The sequence below is a fragment of the Arthrobacter sp. KNU-44 genome (assembly GCF_051843155.1).
Classification (GTDB): Bacteria; Actinomycetota; Actinomycetes; order Actinomycetales; family Micrococcaceae; genus Arthrobacter.
Genome location: NZ_JBPXNG010000002.1, coordinates 1,946,801 through 1,968,840, shown reverse-complemented (window position 1 = coordinate 1,968,840; position 22,040 = coordinate 1,946,801). Strand labels below are relative to the sequence as shown.

22 protein-coding genes and 1 pseudogene are annotated in these 22,040 nt (G+C 65.0%); 10 read left to right on the top strand and 13 right to left on the bottom strand.

Annotated elements, in window-relative coordinates; translation table 11 throughout:
• Nucleotides 1-61: 61 nt before the first annotated feature.
• Nucleotides 62-271, top strand: a complete 210-nt coding sequence (locus ACSVHC_RS10130) for a YegP family protein (RefSeq protein ID WP_437772093.1) — start codon at nt 62-64, stop codon at nt 269-271.
• Nucleotides 272-584: 313 nt separating this feature from the next.
• Here the strand turns inward: ACSVHC_RS10130 and ACSVHC_RS10125 are convergent, their stop codons facing one another.
• From ACSVHC_RS10125 to ACSVHC_RS10105, 5 genes are all read right to left on the bottom strand, one after another.
• Entirely contained in the window at nt 585-3,575 is a 2,991-nt protein-coding gene (locus ACSVHC_RS10125) for an alpha-mannosidase (protein ID WP_437772094.1), read from the bottom strand.
• A gap of 68 nt (nt 3,576-3,643) precedes the next feature.
• The gene (locus ACSVHC_RS10120) at nt 3,644-4,549 is read right to left on the bottom strand and encodes a carbohydrate ABC transporter permease (protein ID WP_437772095.1); all 906 of its coding nucleotides are present in this window, start codon (nt 4,547-4,549) and stop codon (nt 3,644-3,646) included.
• Nucleotides 4,546-4,992 carry a carbohydrate ABC transporter permease gene (locus ACSVHC_RS10115; protein ID WP_439180917.1) on the bottom strand — a complete coding sequence of 149 codons (447 nt, stop codon included), beginning with the start codon at nt 4,990-4,992 and terminating at the stop codon, nt 4,546-4,548. Before ACSVHC_RS10115 ends, ACSVHC_RS10120 begins: the two co-directional genes overlap by 4 nt.
• A 26-nt stretch (nt 4,993-5,018) precedes the next feature.
• Nucleotides 5,019-5,498: a carbohydrate ABC transporter permease gene (locus ACSVHC_RS10110; RefSeq protein ID WP_439180916.1), complete on the bottom strand. Its 480-nt coding sequence runs from the start codon at nt 5,496-5,498 to the stop codon at nt 5,019-5,021.
• Between the two features lie 33 nt (nt 5,499-5,531).
• Nucleotides 5,532-6,821 (bottom strand): extracellular solute-binding protein, encoded by a 1,290-nt coding sequence (locus tag ACSVHC_RS10105; protein ID WP_437772097.1) that lies wholly within the window; start codon nt 6,819-6,821, stop codon nt 5,532-5,534.
• Between the two features lie 163 nt (nt 6,822-6,984).
• On the opposite strand from ACSVHC_RS10105, the gene ACSVHC_RS10100 reads away from it, so the two are divergent.
• Nucleotides 6,985-8,271 (top strand): glycoside hydrolase 5 family protein, encoded by a 1,287-nt coding sequence (locus ACSVHC_RS10100; RefSeq protein WP_437772098.1) that lies wholly within the window; start codon nt 6,985-6,987, stop codon nt 8,269-8,271.
• Between the two features lie 34 nt (nt 8,272-8,305).
• Here the strand turns inward: ACSVHC_RS10100 and ACSVHC_RS10095 are convergent, their stop codons facing one another.
• On the bottom strand, nt 8,306-9,328 hold the full coding sequence (locus tag ACSVHC_RS10095) for a LacI family DNA-binding transcriptional regulator (protein ID WP_437772099.1): 1,023 nt from the start codon (nt 9,326-9,328) through the stop codon (nt 8,306-8,308).
• A 151-nt stretch (nt 9,329-9,479) separates the two neighbouring features.
• Between ACSVHC_RS10095 and ACSVHC_RS10090 the strand changes: the two genes are divergently transcribed.
• Both ACSVHC_RS10090 and ACSVHC_RS10085 read left to right on the top strand, forming a co-directional pair.
• Complete coding sequence (locus ACSVHC_RS10090; protein WP_439180915.1) at nt 9,480-11,177, top strand: EndoS/ChiA family endoglycosidase; 1,698 nt, start codon at nt 9,480-9,482, stop codon at nt 11,175-11,177.
• 47 nt (nt 11,178-11,224) lie between these two features.
• A complete protein-coding gene (locus tag ACSVHC_RS10085) occupies nt 11,225-11,680 on the top strand; it encodes a hypothetical protein (protein ID WP_437772101.1) in 456 nt (151 codons plus the stop codon).
• A gap of 40 nt (nt 11,681-11,720) precedes the next feature.
• Here the strand turns inward: ACSVHC_RS10085 and ACSVHC_RS10080 are convergent, their stop codons facing one another.
• The gene (locus ACSVHC_RS10080; RefSeq protein WP_437772102.1) at nt 11,721-12,056 is read right to left on the bottom strand and encodes a hypothetical protein; all 336 of its coding nucleotides are present in this window, start codon (nt 12,054-12,056) and stop codon (nt 11,721-11,723) included.
• A gap of 118 nt (nt 12,057-12,174) precedes the next feature.
• Here ACSVHC_RS10080 and ACSVHC_RS10075 point away from each other — a divergent pair, with 118 nt between their 5' ends.
• Nucleotides 12,175-12,969 carry an SDR family NAD(P)-dependent oxidoreductase gene (locus ACSVHC_RS10075; protein WP_437772103.1) on the top strand — a complete coding sequence of 265 codons (795 nt, stop codon included), beginning with the start codon at nt 12,175-12,177 and terminating at the stop codon, nt 12,967-12,969.
• On the opposite strand, the gene ACSVHC_RS10070 is transcribed toward ACSVHC_RS10075, so the two are convergent.
• A complete protein-coding gene (locus ACSVHC_RS10070) occupies nt 12,917-13,999 on the bottom strand; it encodes an FUSC family protein (RefSeq protein WP_437772104.1) in 1,083 nt (360 codons plus the stop codon). The genes ACSVHC_RS10075 and ACSVHC_RS10070 overlap by 53 nt on opposite strands.
• A gap of 214 nt (nt 14,000-14,213) precedes the next feature.
• Here ACSVHC_RS10070 and ACSVHC_RS10065 point away from each other — a divergent pair, with 214 nt between their 5' ends.
• The 4 genes and pseudogenes from ACSVHC_RS10065 to ACSVHC_RS10050 form a co-directional block, all read left to right on the top strand.
• Nucleotides 14,214-14,669 (top strand): SRPBCC family protein, encoded by a 456-nt coding sequence (locus ACSVHC_RS10065; RefSeq protein WP_437772105.1) that lies wholly within the window; start codon nt 14,214-14,216, stop codon nt 14,667-14,669.
• Entirely contained in the window at nt 14,666-15,208 is a 543-nt protein-coding gene (locus ACSVHC_RS10060) for a GNAT family N-acetyltransferase (protein WP_437772106.1), read from the top strand. Before ACSVHC_RS10065 ends, ACSVHC_RS10060 begins: the two co-directional genes overlap by 4 nt.
• Before the next feature lie 32 nt (nt 15,209-15,240).
• Nucleotides 15,241-15,444 (top strand): hypothetical protein, encoded by a 204-nt coding sequence (locus tag ACSVHC_RS10055; protein ID WP_345447984.1) that lies wholly within the window; start codon nt 15,241-15,243, stop codon nt 15,442-15,444.
• A pseudogene (locus ACSVHC_RS10050) lies at nt 15,395-15,850 on the top strand (Clp protease N-terminal domain-containing protein); the annotation flags it as partial. The gene ACSVHC_RS10055 and the pseudogene ACSVHC_RS10050, both read left to right, overlap by 50 nt.
• On the opposite strand, the gene ACSVHC_RS10045 reads toward ACSVHC_RS10050, so the two are convergent.
• The 4 genes from ACSVHC_RS10045 to ACSVHC_RS10030 form a co-directional block, all read right to left on the bottom strand.
• A complete protein-coding gene (locus ACSVHC_RS10045; protein WP_437772107.1) occupies nt 15,737-17,023 on the bottom strand; it encodes a DUF222 domain-containing protein in 1,287 nt (428 codons plus the stop codon). The pseudogene ACSVHC_RS10050 and the gene ACSVHC_RS10045 sit on opposite strands and share 114 nt — an antisense overlap.
• An 88-nt stretch (nt 17,024-17,111) precedes the next feature.
• Nucleotides 17,112-17,513 (bottom strand): VOC family protein, encoded by a 402-nt coding sequence (locus ACSVHC_RS10040; protein ID WP_437772108.1) that lies wholly within the window; start codon nt 17,511-17,513, stop codon nt 17,112-17,114.
• A gap of 9 nt (nt 17,514-17,522) precedes the next feature.
• Complete coding sequence (locus tag ACSVHC_RS10035) at nt 17,523-18,890, bottom strand: sensor histidine kinase (protein WP_437772109.1); 1,368 nt, start codon at nt 18,888-18,890, stop codon at nt 17,523-17,525.
• Complete coding sequence (locus ACSVHC_RS10030; protein ID WP_437772110.1) at nt 18,887-19,606, bottom strand: response regulator transcription factor; 720 nt, start codon at nt 19,604-19,606, stop codon at nt 18,887-18,889. The genes ACSVHC_RS10035 and ACSVHC_RS10030 overlap by 4 nt, the downstream gene beginning before the upstream one ends.
• A 168-nt stretch (nt 19,607-19,774) precedes the next feature.
• Here ACSVHC_RS10030 and ACSVHC_RS10025 point away from each other — a divergent pair, with 168 nt between their 5' ends.
• Nucleotides 19,775-20,278 carry a hypothetical protein gene (locus ACSVHC_RS10025; RefSeq protein WP_437772111.1) on the top strand — a complete coding sequence of 168 codons (504 nt, stop codon included), beginning with the start codon at nt 19,775-19,777 and terminating at the stop codon, nt 20,276-20,278.
• A gap of 107 nt (nt 20,279-20,385) precedes the next feature.
• Here the strand turns inward: ACSVHC_RS10025 and ACSVHC_RS10020 are convergent, their stop codons facing one another.
• The gene (locus ACSVHC_RS10020) at nt 20,386-21,972 is read right to left on the bottom strand and encodes an MFS transporter (protein WP_437772112.1); all 1,587 of its coding nucleotides are present in this window, start codon (nt 21,970-21,972) and stop codon (nt 20,386-20,388) included.
• Between the last annotated feature and the right edge of the window lie 68 nt (nt 21,973-22,040).

The window sequence follows — 22,040 nt, the reverse complement described above, 5'->3', positions numbered from 1 at the left end:
TCAAACGCTCCGGGCACGCAAGGGCCTGAGGGCGCCTACCTCCAGACAAGGAAGCACCACAATGGCCACACAATTCAATCTCTACGTTGACGCGGATGCCTGCCTGAGGTTCCAGCTCGTCACAGGAAATGGGGACGTGCTGCTCACCTCCGAGCCTTTTGAGGACGAGGATGCGGCAATTGCTGCGATCTGGTCAGTGCGCGAGGCAGCGCTCCACGGGCACATCGTTGATCTCACCGCTTCGATGCCGGAGAACCACCCAACGGACTGAGTCATGACCCAGCATTTCGACGGACTTCCGGAAATATTTTGCGAAGTTCGCGACACGATTCACACCACTGCGACACAAAGTTAGTGCCTGGCATGCGAAGGAATGAGAATCCTCGCGGACCTGTTGGGGGCCGCTACGGAGGCGTCCATTCTCGATGGACCGCATGTCAGGCCGTGCCCACATGTGGTCGTGTGCCCCCATGCGACCCACGGCCAAGGGCATGTGCAGGGGTCCAAGGATCCCTGCACGGCGTGCGGCTGGATCTGAGACCCCCAGCCGCACGCCACTCCGGGCGTCGGCCGATGGACGCCCCTCAGCGCACGACGCGCAGGGTGCGCACCTCGAACGGCCGCAGTCGCAACTCGCCACCGAGGCGCGCACCGTCCAAGGCGTCCTCGATGAGGCTCACTTCACGCACCTCGCGGTGCGGGAAGTCGACCGACAGCTCTCCGTTCGTGCGACGACCAAGCGACTCGTAGACGCGCACGATAAGGTCGCCCGAGCTATCTTCGGCGAGTTTCACGCAGGAAACGACGATCCCTTCGCCCTGGACCGAGACCAGCGGCGCGACGTCGTGACCGCCCCGGACTACGGTCCCTGGGGCGTTCAGCTCGACGCCCGCTTGAGTGGCCTCGGCAGGACCAGCGCCGATCACCATGCCGATCGTGATGACGTGGCGTCCGTGGTCGGCGTCGGGGTCAGGGAAGCGCGGTGCCCGAAGCAGCGAGAGCCGCACGGTCGTCGTCACCGAATCGTCCGCCACCTCGCGGGAGGTGTCGTAGCCGTAGATCGAGTCGTTCACGAGGGCGACGCCGAAGTCGGCCTCGCGCACCAGGACGAAGCGGTGCATCGACGTCTCGAACTTCGCCGCCTCCCAGCTCGTGTTCGTGTGCGTGACGCGCGACTGATAGCCGAACTGGGTCTCGGCCTCGGAGTGTGGCGCCTGAACGTCGAGCGGGAACGCGAGTTTGAGCAGCTTTTCGGCCTCGTTCCAGTCGATGTCGTTGACGATCTGCAGCGTCCGCGAACCGGGTGCCAGCGTGATCGTCTGGGTGATGGCCGACTTGGAGAACGTGCGATCGATGACCACTTCGGCGCCGGCCTGGGTGAGCCGCGAGCAGATGCAGGTAACATCGCGCAGCTCGGTGACGCTGTTCCGGTAGTAGCGGTCAATGTCCCAGGCGTCCCACATGTTCGGGAAGTCCTGGTGCAGCTGCAGCAGGTTCGCAGCGCGGCCATCGGCGACGGCGTCGCGTCCGGTCCGCAGATCTACCGCGGAGACCACCAGGCCCTCTTTGGAGATGTGCACGCGCACGAGCGCGTTCTCAAGCACGATGCCGTCGCTCGAGTCGTCGAGCGTGACCCGGTCATCCGAGGCGACGGCCGCGGTGGCGCCGAGCGGCAGCGGACCGGCAACCGACGCCGGCGAGAACACGAGCTCACGGTCGCCGTCTCCGGCGAGCGATTGGCGCGCAGCATCCGCGATAGCCCGGGCCCTGGCGATCACGTCGTCGAGGACGGCGACCGCCTCGCGGTGCACCCAGGCGATGGAGGTACCGGGAAGGATGTCGTGGAACTCGTGCAGCAGCACCTGCTGCCACAGCTGCTCGAATTCAGCGTGAGGGTACTCGGTCCCCGTGCGGACGGCAGCCGTCGCCGCCCACAACTCGGCCTCGATGAGTGCGTGCTCGGCCCGGCGGTGGCGTGACTTGGTCCCGTGCTGGCTGGTGAGAGTGCCGCGGTGCAGTTCGAGGTACAACTCGCCGACCCAGACAGCCGGGTGCGGGAGCTCTGCCTTGGCGGCGTCGAAGAAGACGTCGGGATGTTCCCAGACGACTTGGGCGCTGCCCTCGAGGTTCTGAAGGCGTCGGGCGCGGCCCGTCATCTCGCGCGTCGTGCCGCCGCCGCCGTCACCCCAGCCCACGGGCGCGATGGACCGGGAGCTGACCCGGTTCTCTTTGAACTGGCGCGACGCCTTGGCGACCTCCATCCCGCTCAGCTGCGAGTTGTAGGTGTCCATAGACGGGAAGTGCGTGAAGATCCGCGAGCCGTCGATGCCCTCCCACAGGAACGTGTGGTGCGGGAAGACGTTCTGCTGATTCCAGGAGATCTTCTGCGTGAAAAACCACTCGAAGCCGGCGCGGCGCATAAGCTGCGGCAGTGCCGACGAGTAGCCGAAGCTGTCGGGCAACCAGACGCCCTTCGAGCGGAAGCCGAACTCCCGCTCGAAGAACCGCTGACCGTGCAAGAACTGCCGCACGAGCGACTCACCCGTCGGCATCACCGTGTCGGACTCGACCCACATGCCGCCAAGTGGCAGGAAGCGACCGTCGGCCACAGCTACCTTCACTCGTTCGAACACTTCGGGGCGGTGCTCCTTGAGCCACGCGTACTGCTGCGCGCTGGACATGCCGAATTGGAACTCCGGCTGCTCTTCCAGTAGCGCCGTCATTGACGACGAGGTACGGGCGACCTTGCGGATCGTCTCGCGGACCGGCCACAGCCAGGCGGAGTCGATATGTGCGTGTCCGATGGCCGAGATGCGATGGGCGCTGGCCTCGGCGGGAGCCGCGAGCACGTCGGCGAGCTTCGCGCGGGCGTCCGCAGCGGTCGCGGCGATGTGCTGAAGGTCGAGCACGTCGAGGGCATCATCCACGGCCTGCAGGATTCTCATGCGCCGCGGGGAGGTGGGTGGAAGCTCGGCCTGCAGCTCGAACAGGACGTCGACGTCGAGCGAGAGCTCGAAGACCTCCTGCTCGAAGACAACGAGATCCATCCGGCGCGTGCGGTAGAGCGGCTCCGCAGACGAGGTGAGGATGTCGCCCTCCTGCGTCGGGAGGAAGGGATGGTAGTCGAGCAGCACGGGGTTGGATGCCGCTTCGAGGTACAGTTCGACGGCCTCGTTGCCGTCGGCCGCCTCGGTGACCGGGATCCACTGGTTGCGGGGGTTGATGCTCTTCACCGGAGTGCCGTCGGCGCGATAGACGAGCGCCTCGCACTGGAAACCTGCCATGTTGACATCGAACCCGAGGTCGATGATGGCTTCGACCGTGCGCCCTGCCCACTCGGCCGGCACACGACCGGTGAGCCGGAACCAGGTGGTGCCCCAGGCGGGACCCCATGGCACTCCGACGGCCCCCTGCGCGTACTCGAGCGCGAGCCCGTCGGCAGGACTGATCGGCTCGCCGGCGAGCTCGTGGATCTCGACGGCCAGAGGCACGGATGCCGAGTGGATCGCCGGACGGATGCGCTCCTCGAGGACGCGCTTGACGCGACCGATTGTGAGCGGGGTGTCATCATGCATAGTCGGTTCTCCGGGCTCGACGCTGATGGTGTACTAAAACGCTCAAGAGAGTTGGATCGTCGGGTCCGTCATCCCTTAACGCTTCCCTCCTCGACGCCCTTGAAGAACCACTTCTGCAAGACCGCGAAGAGCAGGATGATCGGCACTAGAGCGATCATCGTTCCCGCTGCGATCACGCGTGGATTCGCGGCGAAGTTGGAGCTGAGATATTGCATCCCGACGGTCAGTGTGTAGTTCGCAGGATCTGAAAGCACGACGAGAGGCCAGAGGAAGTCGTCCCACGCGCCGATGAACGCGAATAGGGCAACGACCGAGACCATGCCCCGCACGTTCGGCCAGACGATGTGGCGCAGGCGCTGCATCGTGTTCGCGCCGTCGATAGTCGCCGCGTCCAACGTGTCCGCGGGGATCATACGGCAGGCGGCCGTCATCAGCAGTACGTTGATCGCCCCGATCGCTCCGGGGAGAAACACGCCCCAGAGCGTATTCGCGAGCCCCAATGATTTCACCGTGAGGTACTGGCTGGTCAGGGTGACCTCGGCCGGGATCAGCAGCGTGGAGAAGAAGATCGCCAACACGACCCACTTGAAGCGGAACTTCATCGTGCCCAACGCGTAGCCGCCGAGTGTCGCGAACAGGACGTTGGTAATCACCGTGCCCACGCCGACGAGCAGGGAGTGCCAGGCGTAGTCGACCACCGGAATCGTACGGAACACCTCGGCGTAATTGTCCAGGGTCGGCGCCGCCGGGATCAGCGCCGGCGGGAAGTCGTAGATGTTCTCCGACGCCCCTTTGAGCGAGGTCGACATCTGCCAGAGGAAGGGAAACACCATGAGCGCCAGCACGCCGAGAAGCAGCGCGTACTTGCCGATCAGGCCACCGAGCGATGGCTTCATGATGTCCGCCGAACCCCGGGTGCGGTAGGGATTCTCCCGCGGCGGCTTCACCGTGCGGCTCGTCTGCGTCGCTGTCACCGCGGTACCTCCTGAACCTTCGCCTCGCGCTTGACCTTCGCGGCCTTGACCGCGCGCCTGCTCGCCAATGCTTCGCGGATGGTGTCTCCGTTGTTCGCGATCCCGACGATCAGCAGCGGAACAAGGGTCAGCAGGAACAACACCAGCGAGATCGCGGACGCGTAGCCGATCTGACCGTTCAATCCCTTGCCCATCGACTGGATGAGCATCACCATGCTCATTGCCCGCCCGCCAGGTCCCCCCGAACCATTGGAAAGCACGTAGAGCTCGGTGAAAACGCGCGTCGCCCCCACGCACACCAGCACCGACACGAGCATCATGGGTCCGCGCACTCCGGGGACGGTCACCGACCAGAATCGGCGCCAGCGCCCGGCACCGTCCATCGCCGCCGCCTCGTGCAGCTCGCGGCCGACGTTCCCGAGGGCCGCCAAGTAAACGACCATGTAGTAGCCGAGCCCCTTCCACACCGTCAACCCGATGGCACATCCGATAGCAACCAGCGGTCGGAGAGGAATTCGACCGGGCGGTCGATGAGGCCGAAGAAGTTCAGTGCGGAGTTGATGGTGCCGCTGCCGGAGAAGAGGAACTCCCAGACGATCGCCACGACCACGGCGGAAGCGATCACCGGGAAGTAGAACGTGGTGCGGAAGAACCCGATCGCGGGCACCTTGTTGTGCACGAGCAGTGCGAGCAGCAGAGGGAGGAACGTCAGCAGCGGCACGCACACGACGACATAGATCATCGAGGTCGTCAGCGCGTAGCCGAAGCGGTCGTCCTCAAGCATCTTGTCGAAGTTCGCGAAGCCGACGAACTCCGCTGGACGAAGGGGTCGGGCATCCGTGAACGCGAGTGCGATCGTGTTCAGGAACGGCCAGATTGCGAACACGACCATCCAAATCACACCGGGCAGCACCAGCAGGTACGGTGTGTACCAGCGCTGTAGTCTCACGGCGAACGCCCCCTTCATCTCGTCGTCGCCGCCTCAGCTGGCGACGTTCTGCTTCGCGTACTCGACGGCCTTGTCCAGCGCCTCCTGGGCAGAGATTTCCCCCTTGACCGCGAGGGCGATCTGCTGTTTGGCGTAGGTCTCCATCGCCTCGGTGAACTTCGGGGCTCCCATCATCCGGGCCTTGTCCATTTGCGAAGCTGCCAGGTCGGTGGCGACGCCCTGCATCTTGTTCTTCGCCGTCTCGGTGAACGCGGAGGGGTCTTGGTTGGCGGCCCTGGTTCCGGGGAAGAATCCGGGGGCGAGCTTGACGAACGCGATCTGGTTCTTCGTGTTCGTTAGGAACTCGGCGAAGGCAAGCGCCGCGGCGGAGTTCTTCGACTTCGCCGAAACGCTGATGCCCTGCACGAACAGCGGCGGGTTGCCGAAGCCGTTGGTCGCCTCGACGCTGGGCAGGATCGACGGGGCATTCACGGAGACGTCCTTGTCGATGTAGTTCGGACCCGAGGTGGTCCAGGCCACGGTGCCTTTGTTGAAGTTGTTGACGTTGGCATTTGCGGTTCCGGCGTTCTGCAACGCTTCTGGCGTGATCGCCCCCGCCTTGTAAAGCCCGGCGTAGCTTTGGATGATCGCCGCGGCTTCGGGGGTGTTGAAGACGAACTTGCCGTCCTTGTAGACGTCGAGCTTCCCGCCCCGGTCGGACACCATGATTTGCAGCGACTTGGGGCTGGGCACATCCGAGATCGTCTGCACGCCGGCTGCCGCGAGCTTGGCCGCGGCGTCCAAGGTTGCGGCGTGCGTCTTCGGCGGCGCGGTCACTCCGCCTTTGGCGAGCAGGTCCTTGTTCCAGTAGTTCAGCTCGGTGCCCAGGTACCAAGGGAATCCGAAAGAGCCATCGATGCCGTCGAACTTGTACGCTCCGACTCCGCCGTCGACGTAGTCGCCAAGGATCTTCGAGTTCTTCTTCAAGTCGACGAGTTGCCCAGCCGAAGCGAGGGAGTAAGCGTACTCCGGCGGAAGGTTGACCACGTCCGGTAGTTCACCGGATCCGGCCTGCTGCAGGATCTTGTCCTCGTAGCCATCGCCGGGCTGGTCGATCCACTTGACCGTGACGCCCGGGTGCTCCTTCTCGAACGCCTTGACGACGCCCTCGAAGTAGGGGGTGAACTTGTCGTTCTTCAGCGACCAGGTCTGAAACGAGATGTTCCCGCTGATCTTTCCATCGCTACCGGAAGCGGCGGGCGAGGAGGGGCCGCCGGTACAGGCGGTGAGGGCGAGTGCTGTGGCCACCGCGATGCCTGCGGCGGCAGTCGTTCGGATCTTCATGGACAGTCTCCTTCGAAGGGTCCAGGCTGCTACGTCTCGGGATGGGTCGCAGTCGCAACCTATTACTAAAACGATATAGTGGCGATAGCTTGCCACACCGAGCGCCGAACCGTCCAGTGCCGGACGACACCGGCCAGGCATTGATTTTCCGGAAAGGACCGCGATGACCCGCCCCGTTGCCCCGCTGCGCTTTGGCGCCAACTACACCCCGTCGTCCCAGTGGATGCACGCATGGATGTCACTGGATCTCGACGAGGTCCGCAGGGATTTCGCCTCGCTAGCAGCGATCGGCCTCGACCATGTGCGGATCTTTCCGCTGTGGACGCTGCTCCAGCCCAACCGCACGCTGATCCGCGAGAAGGCCGTGGACGACGTCCGGGCAGTGGTTGACACGGCGGCGGAATTCGGACTGGATGTCAGCGTCGACGTCATCCAGGGGCACCTGTCGAGCTTCGACTTCATCCCGTCGTGGCTGCTCACCTGGCACGACAAGAACATGTTCACGCATCCCGATGCCCTGAGCGGACAGGCCGAGTTGGTCACCCGTCTCGGCGAGCGAATCGGCGACGCCGCCAATTTTCTCGGTTTTACCCTCGGCAATGAGACCAATCAGTTTTCCGCACCGAGCCACCCGTCCCCTTGGCCCGTCACCGAGGCCGAGGCCGCGAACTGGATCACGACCCTCCTGGATGCCGCGCACACTTCCGCCCCTGCGCAGCAGCATGTGCACAGCGAGTACGACGCCGCGTGGTACATGGACGGGCACGGTTTCACGCCCGCCCTTGCCTCCCGCCTCGGCGATATGACCACCGTGCACTCATGGATCTTCAACGGCACGGCCCAGCGCTATGGCGGCCGCTCCGTGGCCTCCGATCGCCACGCCGAGTACATGATCGAACTCGCCCGCGGCTTCGCCACCGACCCCACCCGTGCGATCTGGCTGCAAGAGGTCGGCGCCCCGTCGAATTGCCTGACACCTGCGCAGACCCCGGGCTTCTTGGAGGCCACGCTGCGCTCCGTCGCACGTACCGAGAACCTCTGGGGCGTCACGTGGTGGTGCTCGCACGACGTAAGCCGCAGCCTCGCGGACTTCCCCGAGCTTGAATACACGCTCGGGCTCGTCGACCAAAACGGCGCGGCGAAGCCGATCGGGCGCCGCTTCGCCGAACTCATCCCGGAGCTTCGCGAGCGGCAGCCCACTCCCGCACGCACCCTCGGCATCGTCGTCGAGGTCAACGAGAACGCAACGCCGATCAGCCGCGGTGCGATGAGCCCGGGCGGCGCGATCTTCCAGGCCTGGGTGGACGCCTGTACAACAGGCGCTGACCCGGCCATCGTCACGTCGATCGACGCCGCGAAGCCCGAGGTTCTCGCCGCGCGCGGCATCACCGAGCTCATCCGCCCCGCGGTCAGCCGGACCGCTTACGCCTCCCGGAACACGGTCGTCTGAGAAGCTTCCCCGCCTGCCGTCGCAGGTACTGACCTCAACGCGGGACGGCGGTGCTCTCGCGGACGGTGAGCTGCGGCATGGCGCCGATCCGGTCCGCCAGCACGTCCGGGGCATCGATCTGTTCGAGCAGGAATTTTGCCGCCTCCGCTCCGAGCCCGAACGTATCGCGGGTGATGCAGGTGATCGAGGGGTGCACGAGCCCCGCGACGACCGAGTCGTCGAAGGAGGCGACAGAGAGATCCTTCGGCACGGGAACCCCCATCTCCTGCGCGACACGAAGGCCGGCGATCGCCATCACGTCGTTGTCGAAGACCACGGCCGTTGGCCGTTCCAGCCGACTCAGGACGCGGCGCATGGCCGTGGATGCCTCGGCTGGCGAGAAGTCGGTGGCGATCACCTCTCCGCGCACCCCGCGATCGCCGAGGCCGGCAAGCACCTCGGTGCGCAGGCGCGTGTGCTGGAACTCCGCAGGACCTGCGACGTATGCGATCGAGCGATGACCGAGGGCGCCGAGATAGTCGAAGAGAGAGTGCGCCACCTGACTGTCGTCGAGCCAAATCGTCGCCGGGTGGCCCTCGGGGGACGCATGGCTGCCGAGAACGACCGCGGGGAGGGCGAGATCGCGCAGCACGGGGAGGCGCGGGTCGTCGTCACGAGGATCGATGACGATGACTCCATCGACCTGCTTGGCGCTGTGCCAGCGGCGGTAGGTCGCCACTTCCTCCTCGACCGAGGAGACGAGCACCATCTGCATCGCGATGCGTTTCCCCGCAAGGGCCGACTGGACGCCGGCAATAAGGTCGGTGAAGAACGCCTCGGCACCGAGGGTCCCTGCCGAGCGGTTGACGGCGAAGCCGATGACCCCGGCATGCGAGCCGACGAGCGCCCGGGCCGCCGAGTTCGGAAGCCATTGGCTCTCCGCGGCGATGTCGAGGATGCGCTGTCGCGTCTGCGCGCTGACGCCCGGCCGTCCGTTCAGCGCGAACGACACCGCCCCCGGTGACACCCCGGCGAGCCGGGCGATGTCCGTGATGGTCACGCGCTTCGCTTTGTTCATGCTTCAACTGTAGCGATACAGGGTCATCCCAAAACTTTTTCTGTGCATGGCAGTCTCCGCCTGTTACCGTTTTACTAAATCGCTATAGTTGCACCCCGCCCGGGTATCTTCACGGGGATTTTGAAGATGCCTCTTCAAAGAAGAGAGAGCAATGAGACGAACAACAGCATTCGGTGCTGGGCTACTACTCGCCGGACTCGCCGCCTTCGGCCCGCAGTCTGCAGTGGCCGCTGAGACCCCCAAGGCATCAGTGGGGAACACTACGCATTGCGAGGCCGAGCCACTCACGATGGCGTACTACCGGACCTGGCGCGACGTCACCGTGCCGCAAAGCGCCAACTCAAACTTGCCCGACCCGAACGTCACGCGCATGAGCGACCTCCCTCCGGAGATTGATGTGGCGATGGTCTTCGACGCCGGCGCCACGGCCAACACCGACTATTGGGCCACCCTGCGCGACACCTACGTGCCCGCATTGCACGCGCAGGGCACGAAAGTCGTCCACACCCTGTGGATCGAGCGCCTCGCCCGGGCCAAGATCCCGCTGACCGAGGATGCCTACCGTTCCTACGCGCAGGAACTCGTCGACACCTTCGTCACACCATACGGCCTCGACGGGATCGACATCGACGTCGAGTCCCATTCGGAGGGCGACGAACTCACTCGCGCGATCGGAGTGTTCAACGCCCTCGGCAAACTGATCGGCCCGAAGTCCGGCACCGACAAGCTTTTCATCTTCGACACCAACCTGGACGGCAATACCCCGCTGTTCAAGGCCGTGCACGGGAACATCTCCTTCGTGCTCCTGCAGGCCTACGGCCGGGGCACGTGGGGGATGCAGGGGACCTGGAACACTTTCGCGGACAAGATCGCCTCCTGCCAGTTCCTGCCGGGCTTCTCCTTCCCCGAGGAGCGGGATCTGACGCGCTGGGGTGACGCCGAAGGCATTTACGATCCCGCCACGGCGCCTCGGAGCAAGGCGTACCAGTACGTGACCTGGCAGCCCGAAGGCGGCTCCCTGAAGGGCGGGTTCTTCGCATACGCCGTTGACCGCGACGGAAAGGCATGGGGCGATGACACCATCACGCCCACCGCGTTCTCTTGGATGAAGAACCTGTCCGCAGTGCAGGACAAGGCCGCGGGCGTCGTGCCCAAGGGCACATGGTCGCTGGCGGTGGCGTCCACTCCGGCGCACGGGAGCAAGGTGGGTCCGGGCGACACGGTCGCGTGGACGGTGTCGGCGACCGCCGGGCCCGTCGACGTGCCGGGAGCGGTGGTGGCTGTGGACCTCACAGACCTCGTCGACGACGCGACCGTCGAAGGCCTCACTGCGTCGACCGGTACCACCGAGCAACATGGCGGGGTCGCGGGGTGGAGGACGGATCTGCCCGCCGGTAAGAGCGCGACCCTGACTGTTTCAGCGCGAATTAGCGCTGCCGATCCTGGGCTCAACGCGGTGCCAGCGGCTGCCGAGGGGCCTGTTCCGGGCCGGGTCTCGGTGGCGGTCGCCGGCTTCGCGCCGCGTGCCGAGCTGACGGCCTGCAACGGCTGCACGGGCATTTCCCTCACAGTGGCGCGTTCCGGGCCGACGCCGACGGTCACCGCCACACCGTCGCCGACGGCGACGGTCACGCCCACCCCGACGGCGACCGGGACCGCCACGCCGACGCCCTCGGCCACGTCCAGCGTGACGGCGACCGGGGCCGGCATCAATTCAGGCGCGGGGCCAGGTTCTCCCCTCGCCTTCACCGGCGGGCTTGATCCGTTCCGCTGGCTGGGCGTCGGCGCATTGCTCGCCGCGATCGGCGGAGCGATGGTCGTGTGGCATCGAAGGGCGCGCCGTAGCTGACCGCCGGGAACCCCGTTCCTGAACACACTTTTCTGACGGAGGGTTTGGTGTCGCAGATCTCAAATAGTCCGCCTGAACAGAGGCATCCATTGGATGCCTCTGTTCAGGGAACCTTCCCGACGTGCCTGCTTCACGCCACCGGAGTGCGGCTGGTTCATTATGCAGACAAGGCAAGCGCGGCTCCGCACGACACCTTGATCTATTCCGCCTGGATCATCAATGATTCAGGCGAAAAGCTCACCAATGTCACTCTCGTCTTGCGATCGTTTACCAACGCGGGCATGGAGGATCTGAAGTACGCGAGCGGTCCCTCCATCTTGACCTTCGGCCCGGTGCCGCCCGGAGGGGAAATTGAGCTGGTCTTCACGTATGTCGTCACCGAAAACGACCAGCGCCATACAGGAGAGCTCATCAGCGCCATGGCCGTCCGGGCCGTGACTGCCTCGGGGGCGAAACTTTGGGACGAACACGACGCGATCACACCCGTTTCCTTGCCCTCATAGCCCAATACCCGGGGGACCGCCTCAGTCGCAATGCAGGCGCCTACCTCGATGCCTTCCTTTTCTGCCATTGCCAGGCGTGCCAGAACAGCAGTGTCGCCAGAATCAGAGCGGCGGCCTGGAGAAGCTGTGGGGTCATGTTCATCAGGACGTACGCGAACGGCATCGAATTTCCCGGACTGGGGATGAACGGGGCCATAGCCTCATTGATGATCACCATGATCGCAATGACGAGCGCCAGCTCCAGCACCCACAGCCCGATGATGAACGGATTCACCGCAACTCTCCGAGCCGCTTCAGGGGACTCTACGTGATGCTCCAACGAATGACCGTGCTCGTCGATTTCGCGGAATTCGATCCTGCCCTGAGCCTCATCCATTGTCTGTTCCCCCGGTTTGGCGCGCCGCGGCCCCTCCAGAAACTCGAAAGGCGCACTTTTGAGGCACTCTACCGCGTGCGCCGGGAACACACGAGAGTCAACGGGCTAGTCTGGGCGCATGACAACTCGTGCCAACGAACTCACCGCCTTGGTCACCGGGGCTACTGCCGGACTCGGCGCTCAATTCGCCCGCCAGCTGGCCGAATCCGGCCACCACCTCGTCCTCGTGGCCCGCGATGAAAGCCGGCTGCGGGCAAGCGCGGAGGTGCTTGAACGGGACTTCAGTATCTCGGTGGAGGTCCTGCCCGCAGACTTGACCTCCGACGTCGGGGTTGCAGCTGCCGTGACCAGGCTGCGGGACGCTTCGCGGCCCGTGGACGTGCTGGTCAACAATGCCGGAATCGGGCTGCTGAACTCTTTCGAGAAGAACGATGTGGAAGACGAAAAGCGGCATTTGCGGCTGCATGTCCAGACGCCGATGGAGCTGTGCCACGCGGCGTTGGAGGTCATGTTGGCGCGAAAGTCGGGCCGGATCATCAACGTCGCCAGCGTTGCGGCGTTCGCGAACCGGGGTAGCTATTCGGCAGCCAAGGCTTGGCAGGTCAGCTTCAGCCGTTGGGCGAACACTGCGTACGCGGACAGCGGTGTGAAGGTTACCGCGGTGTGCCCGGGCTTCACCCACACGGAATTCCACGATCGGATGGGCATGGACAAGTCGGTGGCTCCGCGTTTTTTGTGGCTGAAGGCTGAGCGCGTTGTCCGGGAAGGCTTGGAAGACAACGCCAAGGGCAAAGGGGTATCCATCCCGACGAAGCGCTACAAAGCGATCACCGCAGTCATGCGCTTCCTGCCGGCGAAGCTTACGTCGGGTCCGCCTCGCCTCGCCGCGAAGCAACCCGGGCCCGCGAAGTAAACCGGGGCGCCTGGACCAGCACCGCCACCGCAATCCCGATCACGGCTCCCACGAACGTCTCCACCCCGCGCTCCAGGACGAGCACGCCAGGATCCGCGGGCGCCGCCAACTGGGTCATGAGCAAGATGACCGGGGTGAAGAAGACCATGGCCCAGCCGTAGTGCCGAGCCATGAACAACTCGGTGGGGAACTGGAAGCCGATCACCAGCAGGGCCAGGATGATGGTGGTTTGCCCGGGGAAATACTGCAGCGGAGACAGTGGTCCCGGAAAGAGTACGACGGCGACAATCGCCAATCCGAGGAACGTCCCCACGATGCGGTGGATGCCGCGGTGCAGGCGGCTGGGCATATCGGCTCCGGCCAGCGGAACGGCTGCCGCAGCCATGGCCCAGTGAGGGTGTCCGCTGCCCGTGAGCACTCCGCAAGCACCGGCCGCGCCAACGGCAAGCACATACCGGGCCGCGTGCAGTCCGGCTGCCCGGCGCAGCTGCGCCGAGGACACCGGAATGTCCCGCACTGCGCCGCTCTCCCACACCCGGTACCGAAGCCACCCGATAAAACCCACCACTATCGAGAACGCTGCCGATGCCGCGCAGATCAGGACCGCAGCAAGGAACGGGATGTGCGCGGGAACGGAAGCACATGCGCCCAGGGCCAGGATTCCGAAGAACGGGCCATTGGGCTTGAGCCGTACCTTGTCCGAGAACAGCGAACCCACACCCGCCAGGAGCGCCTCGATCACCACCAATCCCCATGAATGGATATGTGAGACGGACAAGAACGTGCCCACCGAGACGCCGGCTAGGAGTACCGCCGCGGCCTGGGCCTGGTGCTTGAGCCGCAGTTGATGCGACTCAGCACGGCCGTACATGCCGGTCAGGGCGCCGAACACGGCGTAGATGATGAGGTCTGCACGGCCAACCGCGAGAAGCACAAGTGCCGGGACGGCGACGCTCAGTGCGACGCGGACGGCAGCAAGGTGATCGTCGCTTGCCGGCGGGATCCTATGAAGGGCGCGTGCATGGGCCAAGATTGATCGCAACGGGACACCACCAATCAATTCAGCCGATCAATTGGGAAGTTATCAGCACCCCAAGATCCGCGCCATTAGCTGGGTCACAACGTTTCTCTGTGCGTCCCCACCCAACTGACTCGCAGTTGTTGTCGTTTTGGCGCCTCATAACGACAACAACTGCGAGTCAGTTGGGTCGACGGGTGTTTCGAAACGGTGGCAGGATCGAAGCATGACTGTGTCGTTCACATGCCGTACGCATATCGGAATGGAGCCCGGGGAGCTCTTCGACCTCGCCCGCAATGTCGACGCGCACGTCGGCTCCATGGCCAAGTCCCGGGAACGTGCTGTTGCCGGCGTCGTGTCCGGGCTGCTCTCGGAAGGCGACGAGGTCACCTGGCAGGCTTGGCATTTCGCGGTGCCCCTGCGGATGAGTAGCCGGATCACCCGGTTGCGCTTTCCGGATTCGTTTACGGACGAGCAAGTGCGGGGTCCCTTCCGTTTCTTCCGGCACGTGCACGAGTTCCTTCCCGACGACGGCGGCACACTCATGATCGATCGCGTCGAGTTCGCGGCGCCCTTCGGCGTCGCGGGCAGGCTTGCGGAGAAAGCTTTCCTGGGGCGATACCTGCAAAACCTCATCGAACAGCGCAACGAATACCTTGCCTGCCACGGTGCCGCCGCATGATCAGGGCGGCCCGCGCGGACGAATTGGAATGGCTTCGCGGAATCGAATTCGCCGCCGGGGAGATATTCCGTTCTTGCGGAATGGACGCCATCGCAGACGACGAGCCGTTGACCGTCACGGAGCTAGCTCTCTACCAGGCGCGCGGCGGTGTTTTGGTGTTTGCCGACGCATCAGACGTACCCGTGGCCTATCTCCTGCTTCAACACCTCGACGGAAATGCGCACGTGGAGCAGTTGAGTGTCCACCCATCGCATGCGCGGCGAGGCCTCGGGAGCGAGCTGCTGGACGTCGCCGAAAAGTGGGCACACGCCGAAGGCTTGGAGTGGCTTACCCTGACCACTTTCCGCGATGTTCCGTGGAATGCGCCCTACTATCGCAGGCTGGGTTTCGAGGAACTGGATCCGGAGATGTTGGAGGACGGACTCCGGGGCATCCTGGAATGCGAGGGCTTGGTGGGCCTGAGCCGTTGGCCGAGGATCGCTATGCGGCGGCGTGTCAGATCAATCCTCACCCAAGGGAATTCTGTCAGTCTGTATTGACACCGTTCATGCTGTCAGTTCAAACTGACAGCATGAATGGTGATGAGCTGACTTCCCACATCCCTGCGACGGACCCGGCAATCGGCCTCCGCGCGGTGGGTGCCCTGCATCGCTTGGCCGAAAAAGTCGAGGCCACCAACGTGGCCATTGCGCGGCAGCAGGGCTGGTCCTGGGAGCAAATCGGCGATGCTTTGGGCGTCTCCAAGCAGTCGGTCCACGCCAAATACGGAAAGTGAGGCTGCCATGTTTGAACGATTTGCCGGCGAAGCCAGGACCGCTGTCCATGCCGGCGCCGAGGAAGCCAAAGGCCGCGGAGACCGCAGAATTGGCACGGACCATTTACTGCTGGGATTGCTCCACGACCCCGAGAGCTGCCGGACTTTGGAGACGGACCTGGAGTCGGCCCGCGCCCAGCTCGATGCCCTCGACCAGCAGGCGCTGGAAGCCGTGGGCATCACGTTGGGGGACTTCGGCCCGCTGGATGCGCCCAAGGGAAGCAGCCGAACCACCTTCACGTCGGCCGCCCGCTCAGTCATTCAAGACTCCTTGGTATTGACCACCCGGGAGAAGGCCCGCAGGATCACCACCCGGCACCTCTTGCTCGCGCTGCTGGAACGGCACGAACCCGATCCGGCCGCCGTCCTGCTCAATAAGCTGGGCGTGGACACGGCGGCACTGAAGGCCCGGCTCCAGGACCCGGGATCCTAGGCTGACTGTCGTTGCGGGCTCCGATAGTACAGCTCCCCGAAGTAGTGTTCCGCCGTGGCGGGTGGGTCCGCGCCGGGTGAATTGCTGGTCAGCCGGCTGGCAGCGGACAGGTGGAAGCCTGGCAGGGGCGGGGCTGTGGATCGGTAGGTATGTCCCGTTGGGGCGCGGATGTCCAGGACATGCCGTGTCCCGGGGCGTGTTTGTGTTGTCTTGGTTTGTACTGTCCAGCCGGGGAGTTCCTTGGTGTGGTTGCAGGGTGCGGTCGGTCATGACGAGCTGGACTTCCACGCCGCTGATGCCTGCGGGGGTGCCGGTGGTGCGTTCGACGAGGGTGTCGGCCATGATCTGGCCCCGGGACCGGGTCTCCCCGGAAGAGCGGAGGGTGTCGGCCTGCCGGGACAGGGCCGCATGCACCGCGACGCCCTGGGCAACGGGAAGCAGGGCGGTCAGATAGGTCATGGTGTCCGGTGCCGGGCGGAGGCTGACGTGCCGTTCGGTGGCGGCGTGGCTGGCGCGCTGGGTGACGGAGCGGGGGTCCCGGCGGTAGGCCGCGGTCTTGGCCGCGGCGATGATGGCCTTGTCCCCGGCGCCGTCGAAGGTCCCGGTGTCGGCGGCGAGTTCCTCGTCCACGGCGCAGCGGTCTTCGGCACTCAGGCAGGCTGTTTCCTTCACGAGCAGGGTTGCCCGCCACTCGTTCAACTGCCCGGTGTCGAGGGCGGCGAGGGTGTGCGGCATTTCGCTCACGAGGGCTTTGGCGAGTCCGTGGAGCCTGGATCCGCGGGCCGGTGATTCCCGTCGGGCCAACGCGATCTGCGCTCCGACGCCGCGTCCCTGTTCCTCGGCCGGTACACCCGCCGCGGCGTCGGCGCTGCGTTGGGCGGCATCGAAGGCGACGGCGATTCGGGCCTGCGCGGCTGCGGCCGCGGACTTGAGATCCTCCAGGGCACGCAACTGGCTGATCAGTTCGGTGCCGCCGGCGCCTGGCCGAAGCGATTTCACGGCATTGATCAGCTCTGGCACGCGGACGCGCAGAACAGCAGCCTCCGGAACCGCATCGCCGGACGGCGCGCCCGTCCCCATCAGCTGTGTTCCCCGGTTCCCGGCCATAACCAAAGCATTTCAGGGACCTACGACAGTATTAGGTCGAAGATCACATGCCAGCCGAAAGACCCTGAAATCTGCAGATCGTCGACCCCTATCCCGCAACCAGCTCAACCTCGTAGCCGTCGGTATTCACCAGATAGGCAGCGTAGTGGTCGGGCCCGCCGGCGTGCGGATATTTGCTCTCGAACATCTCGTACCAACCGGAATCCGCGCCGAGCTCCCTGAGCCGGTCCACGTTCTCCCTGGTGCCGGCATGGAAGGCGAGGTGGTTGAGCCCGGGCTCCGTCCTGCGGTGCGTGCTTCCCGTGAGCGCCGTGGACTGTTCAATCACGATGTACGTGCCTCCGAGTTTCCAACTGCAGCCATCGGGCCACTCCTGGAATTGTTCGTAGCCCAGTTCGGCCAGCAGCCAGCCCCACTCTTCCTGCGCCCGGCCGACGTGAGGCACCCAAATTTCTACGTGGTGCAGCGAACCCACCGGAACATCAGCCATGCGCAGAGTCTACGTTTGCCGGGAGTCCACGGGAATGCCGGGCAACTCCACCACAAATGCCGCGCCGCCCTCAGGCGCAGCGCGCACGCTGATGCGGCCACCCATCCGCTGCACGATCCTTGCGGCGATGGACAAACCCAGTCCGCTTCCAACAGGCCGTTCTCCGCTGTATCTGGCAAAGAGCGCACCGCGTTCAAACGCGACGGCGGCATCCGCCTCCGTGAGGCCAGGTCCGCCGTCGCGCACTTCAACGGTGAGCCCGCTGCCGGAAAGGTAGGCGGCGAGCACAACGGGAGCCCCTTCCGGTGTCACGCGCAGGGCGTTCTCCAGCAAGCCGTCCACCACTTGGCGCAGCCGCTGGCCATCGCTGCGGACCGGCAAGGGCCCAAGAGGCAGTTCGAGCCGTCCCGCGACCCCGTTCTGGACGCATACCGCTTGCCAGGCCTGCCAACTCTCGCGCAGGATCAAGGATGCGTCCACGGGCTGCAGTTCCACGCGGAAATCGTCGGACTCGAGCCGAGCCAATTCCAGTAGATCGCGGACAAAACGGTCCAGGCGGTTGGTTTCGGCCACGAGGGTCCGCCCGACCCCGACCACGTCGTTTCCGCTGACCACGCCATCGGCAAGCGCCTCGGCGTAGCCCCGCAGCGCGGTCAGGGGTGTCCGGATTTCATGCGAAATGGAAAGCAGGAACTCGCGTTGGCGCCCCTCGCTGGTCCGGAGCGCGGCGTCGAGGGCCGCCAGCGCTTGCGAAACCTCCACCACTTCGGCCGGGCCGCCTGGCGCCACAGCCACGGATCGTTCACCGGCCGCGAGCCGATGGGCCGAATGTGCCGTTCGCACCAAGGGCCGGCTCAACCATTGGGCCAACAGGCCGCCCGCCACGATGGCGAACACGAGGCAGACCGCGAGGGCGATCAGCATTCGGCTCAACAGGGGAGCGGCGGCGGCGCGGATCTCGGACACGGGCTGAGCCAGAACAACGCCACCGCCGGCCGCCAAGGGCCGGGCCTCGAGGACCACGGTGTTCTGCGGACCGTTCACCGACGTCGAGACCGACTTTCCCGCGAGGACATCCGCCACTGTCCTGGCATCCACCAGCCTTGCCCCGCCGCCTGTCACGCGACCGTCGGTGCTGATTTGCGCTAGCCTCGCGCCGTGCGTGAGCAGATCCGCGCGAAGGTCCTGCAGGCTTCCAATGCTTGACTGCTTGCTGAGGGAATCGGCCTCAACCGCGAGGTACTTCTTGGCTTCGTCCACGGCCGTGGCGTTGACCAGTTGCGCGGCCAAAAGGCCGGCAAGTACGACGGCGACAGTCGCGACGGCGGCGATCACCGCCGTCGTGCGACCGGCCAGTGTGCCGAACCAGCGCCTCACGTGGCTCCCCCGGCAGAGGGGCGGGGGCCGGACGATTGGGAAGCTGCGGCGGAATAGCCGACCCCGCGGCTTGTCGCGATGGGGGAGTGCTCGCCGAGCTTGGCACGGAGCTGCGCGATGTGCACATCCACGGTCCGTCCGGCGGCGTAACTGGCCTGCCCCCACACGGCGGACAGGAGCTGCTCACGGGAAAAGACCCGGCCAGGCTGGGCCATGAGGTATGCGAGGAGGTCGAATTCAGTGGCGGTCAGCGTGAGTTCCTCGGTGCCGGCGCGTGCGGTCCGGTTCAGCGGATCCAGTTCGACGCGGCCCAAGACCAGTGGTTTGGGACGCGGGGATCCTTCAGTCCGGCGCAGGACGGCCTTCACCCGGGCGACCAGTTCGGAAGGCGAAAACGGCTTGGTGAGATAGTCGTCCGCGCCCAATTCCAGGCCAAGGACGCGGTCCACTTCCTCATCGCGGGCCGTGACGAACAGCACGGGCGTCCAGTCCTCTGCCTGCCTCAATTGCCTGCAGAGCTCGATTCCGTCCATGCCGGGCAGCCCGACGTCGAGGATCACCGCGACCGGTTTGAGCCGTTTGATCTGTGCCAGCGCCGAAATCCCGTCCCGCTCAACGTGTACGCCGAACCCCGCGCGGCCCAGATAGAGGCGCTGGATATCGGCAATCGCCTGTTCATCCTCGGCAATCAGCACCAATCCGCGGCTGTCTTCCATGCGTCCATTCAACAGCACGGACGGAGCCCTTGGAGCGTCGTTGTCAGCCGGTGGCGACGGTTTTACATTCCTCGAACATTGGCCGAACAATCAGTTCACGCGGCGGGACCAGAGTGTGGTGAAGAGCGCCGGAGGATCGACCGCCGGCCGGAACAAAGGACACGGACCATGAACAACAGCACCCCGAACTCCAGTACCCCCGCTGAAGGCCGCAAGCGCACCAGGGCCCGCACCGCCGTCGTCGGCGTCCTGGCAGCCGGCCTCCTGCTGGGCGGCGGCGTGATCGCCGCCAACGCGGCCACCTCAAACGGCACGAGTACGACGGCGGCAGCCACCTCCCAGCCCGCGGCGACGGCGGCCAAGACGGCTCTAGGGCGCCACCCGCTCGCGGCCGGCCTGCGGTTCTTCGTCAACGGCGACAGCAGCAAGCCGGGTTACGGTCAGCGCGCCGCGAAGATCGCCACCTTCATCCTGGACAATCGCCCGAAGCTGGCCGCAAAGCTTCCAGCAGCCCTGCAGACGGACTTGAAAGCGCTCAAGGATGCTGCGGACGGCGACCGGGTCGCGAAAGCCACCCACATCAGGGACACCGCGCTGAACGGCGGCTACGGCCCGAAGATCCAGGCGCAGGCAAAGCGGATTCAGGAGCAGAAGGCCGACCGTAAGGCCTAAGCGACAAGGCTTAAACGACGGCAAGGCTGGTTATTTGTAGCGCCGCTACGAATAACCAGCCTTGCTCTGCTGACGCGGGCCGCCCGCAGCCCGCGCCCGCTGTGTGCCTAGGCCGGGACGGGGTCCCGGTCCGGCTCCGTTGCTACGAGGGTGCCGTCGTCGAACGGCATTTCGTCCAGGTCGATCAACGGGTTGGTGTCCTGGGTGGCCACCAACTCGCGAGCCTCGGCCGGGGTGTCCACACTCGGCATGGAGCCCGGGAGCGGACGCTGCGCGGATTCGCGCAGGAAGTATATGGCGATTGCGCCAACAACGGACGTTCCCATGAGGTAATACGCAGGCATCATGTCGTTGCCGGTGCCCTGGATCAACGCGGCGACAATGAACGGCGTGGTGCCGCCGAAGATCGCAACGGAGAAGTTGTAGGCGATGCCCATTCCTCCGTAGCGGCTCGAGGTTGGGAACAGTGCCGGCAGCGCGGAAGCGAGGTTGGCTACGTAGAACGTGACCGGGAAGGCGATCAGGGCCAGGCCGGCAAGCGTGGACCAGATATCGCCGATGCCGATCAGCAGGAAGGCCGGAACGGCGAATACGACCGTGCTAATGGCGCCGATCCACAGTACGGGCCGGCGGCCGATCCGGTCGGAGAGCTTGCCCGTCAGCGGGATGCAGACAGCCATGATGACCAACACGGGGATGGTCAGCAGCGTGCCGTGAACGGGGTCGTAGCCCTTGGACTCGGTCAGGTACGTGGGCATGTAGGAAGTCAGCATGTAGCCCACGGTGTTGGCGGCGGCGGCAAGGATCATAGCGAGGATGATCTGGCGCCAGTAAGCCTTCACGATGCCGATGGGGCCCTTGGCTACCGCGGCGTCGCCTGCTGCGGCGTCGGCGGCGAGGGCTTCCTGGGCATCCAAAGTGGCTTGGAACTGGGGTGATTCTTCGATCTTGCTACGGAAATACACCGCAATGACGCCGAGGGGACCAGCCAGGAGGAACGGCAGCCGCCAGCCCCAGTCCTCCATGGCCGACTGGCCGATGGTGAGCTGCAGGATCGACACGAGGGCCGCACCAAGGGCGAAGCCGATGTAGGAGCCCATATCCAGGAAGCTCGCGAAGAAACCGCGGCGCTTGTCCGGAGCATATTCGCTCACGAACGTCGTGGCGCCGGCGTATTCGCCGCCGGTCGAGAAACCCTGGACAAGTTTCAGGAGGACGAGCAGCACAGCCGCCCAGATGCCGATTTGTGCGTATCCAGGCAGGAGTCCGACGGCGAAGGTGCTGGCAGCCATCAGCAAGAGTGTTGTGGCGAGCACCTTCTGGCGGCCCACCTTGTCACCGAGCCAGCCGAAGATCACGCCGCCGAGTGGCCGTGCCACGAAGGTTGCGGCGAATGTTCCCAGAAGGAACAGGGTCTGCACGGACTTATCGGCCTCGGGCAGGAAGACCGGCCCCATCGTGGTGATGAGGTAGCCGAACACGCCGACGTCGTACCATTCCATGGTGTTGCCGACGATCGTGCCGCCGAGTGCTTTTTTCAGCATGGGCTGGTCAACGACGTTGACGTCGGATACCTTGAGTCGACGGCGTGTTGGAAGTTTCAATTTTGAGGCACCGCGTGGCGCGGTCTTGCTCGTTGCAGCGGCGTTCCTAGCGCCTGCTGAAGAGTCGGTAATGCTTCGGTCTGTGGGCATTTGTGTTTCTCCTAGGGAGATCATTTGCTTGCGACATACAGCTGCTCCGCTCTGGGCAGGGTGTCAAT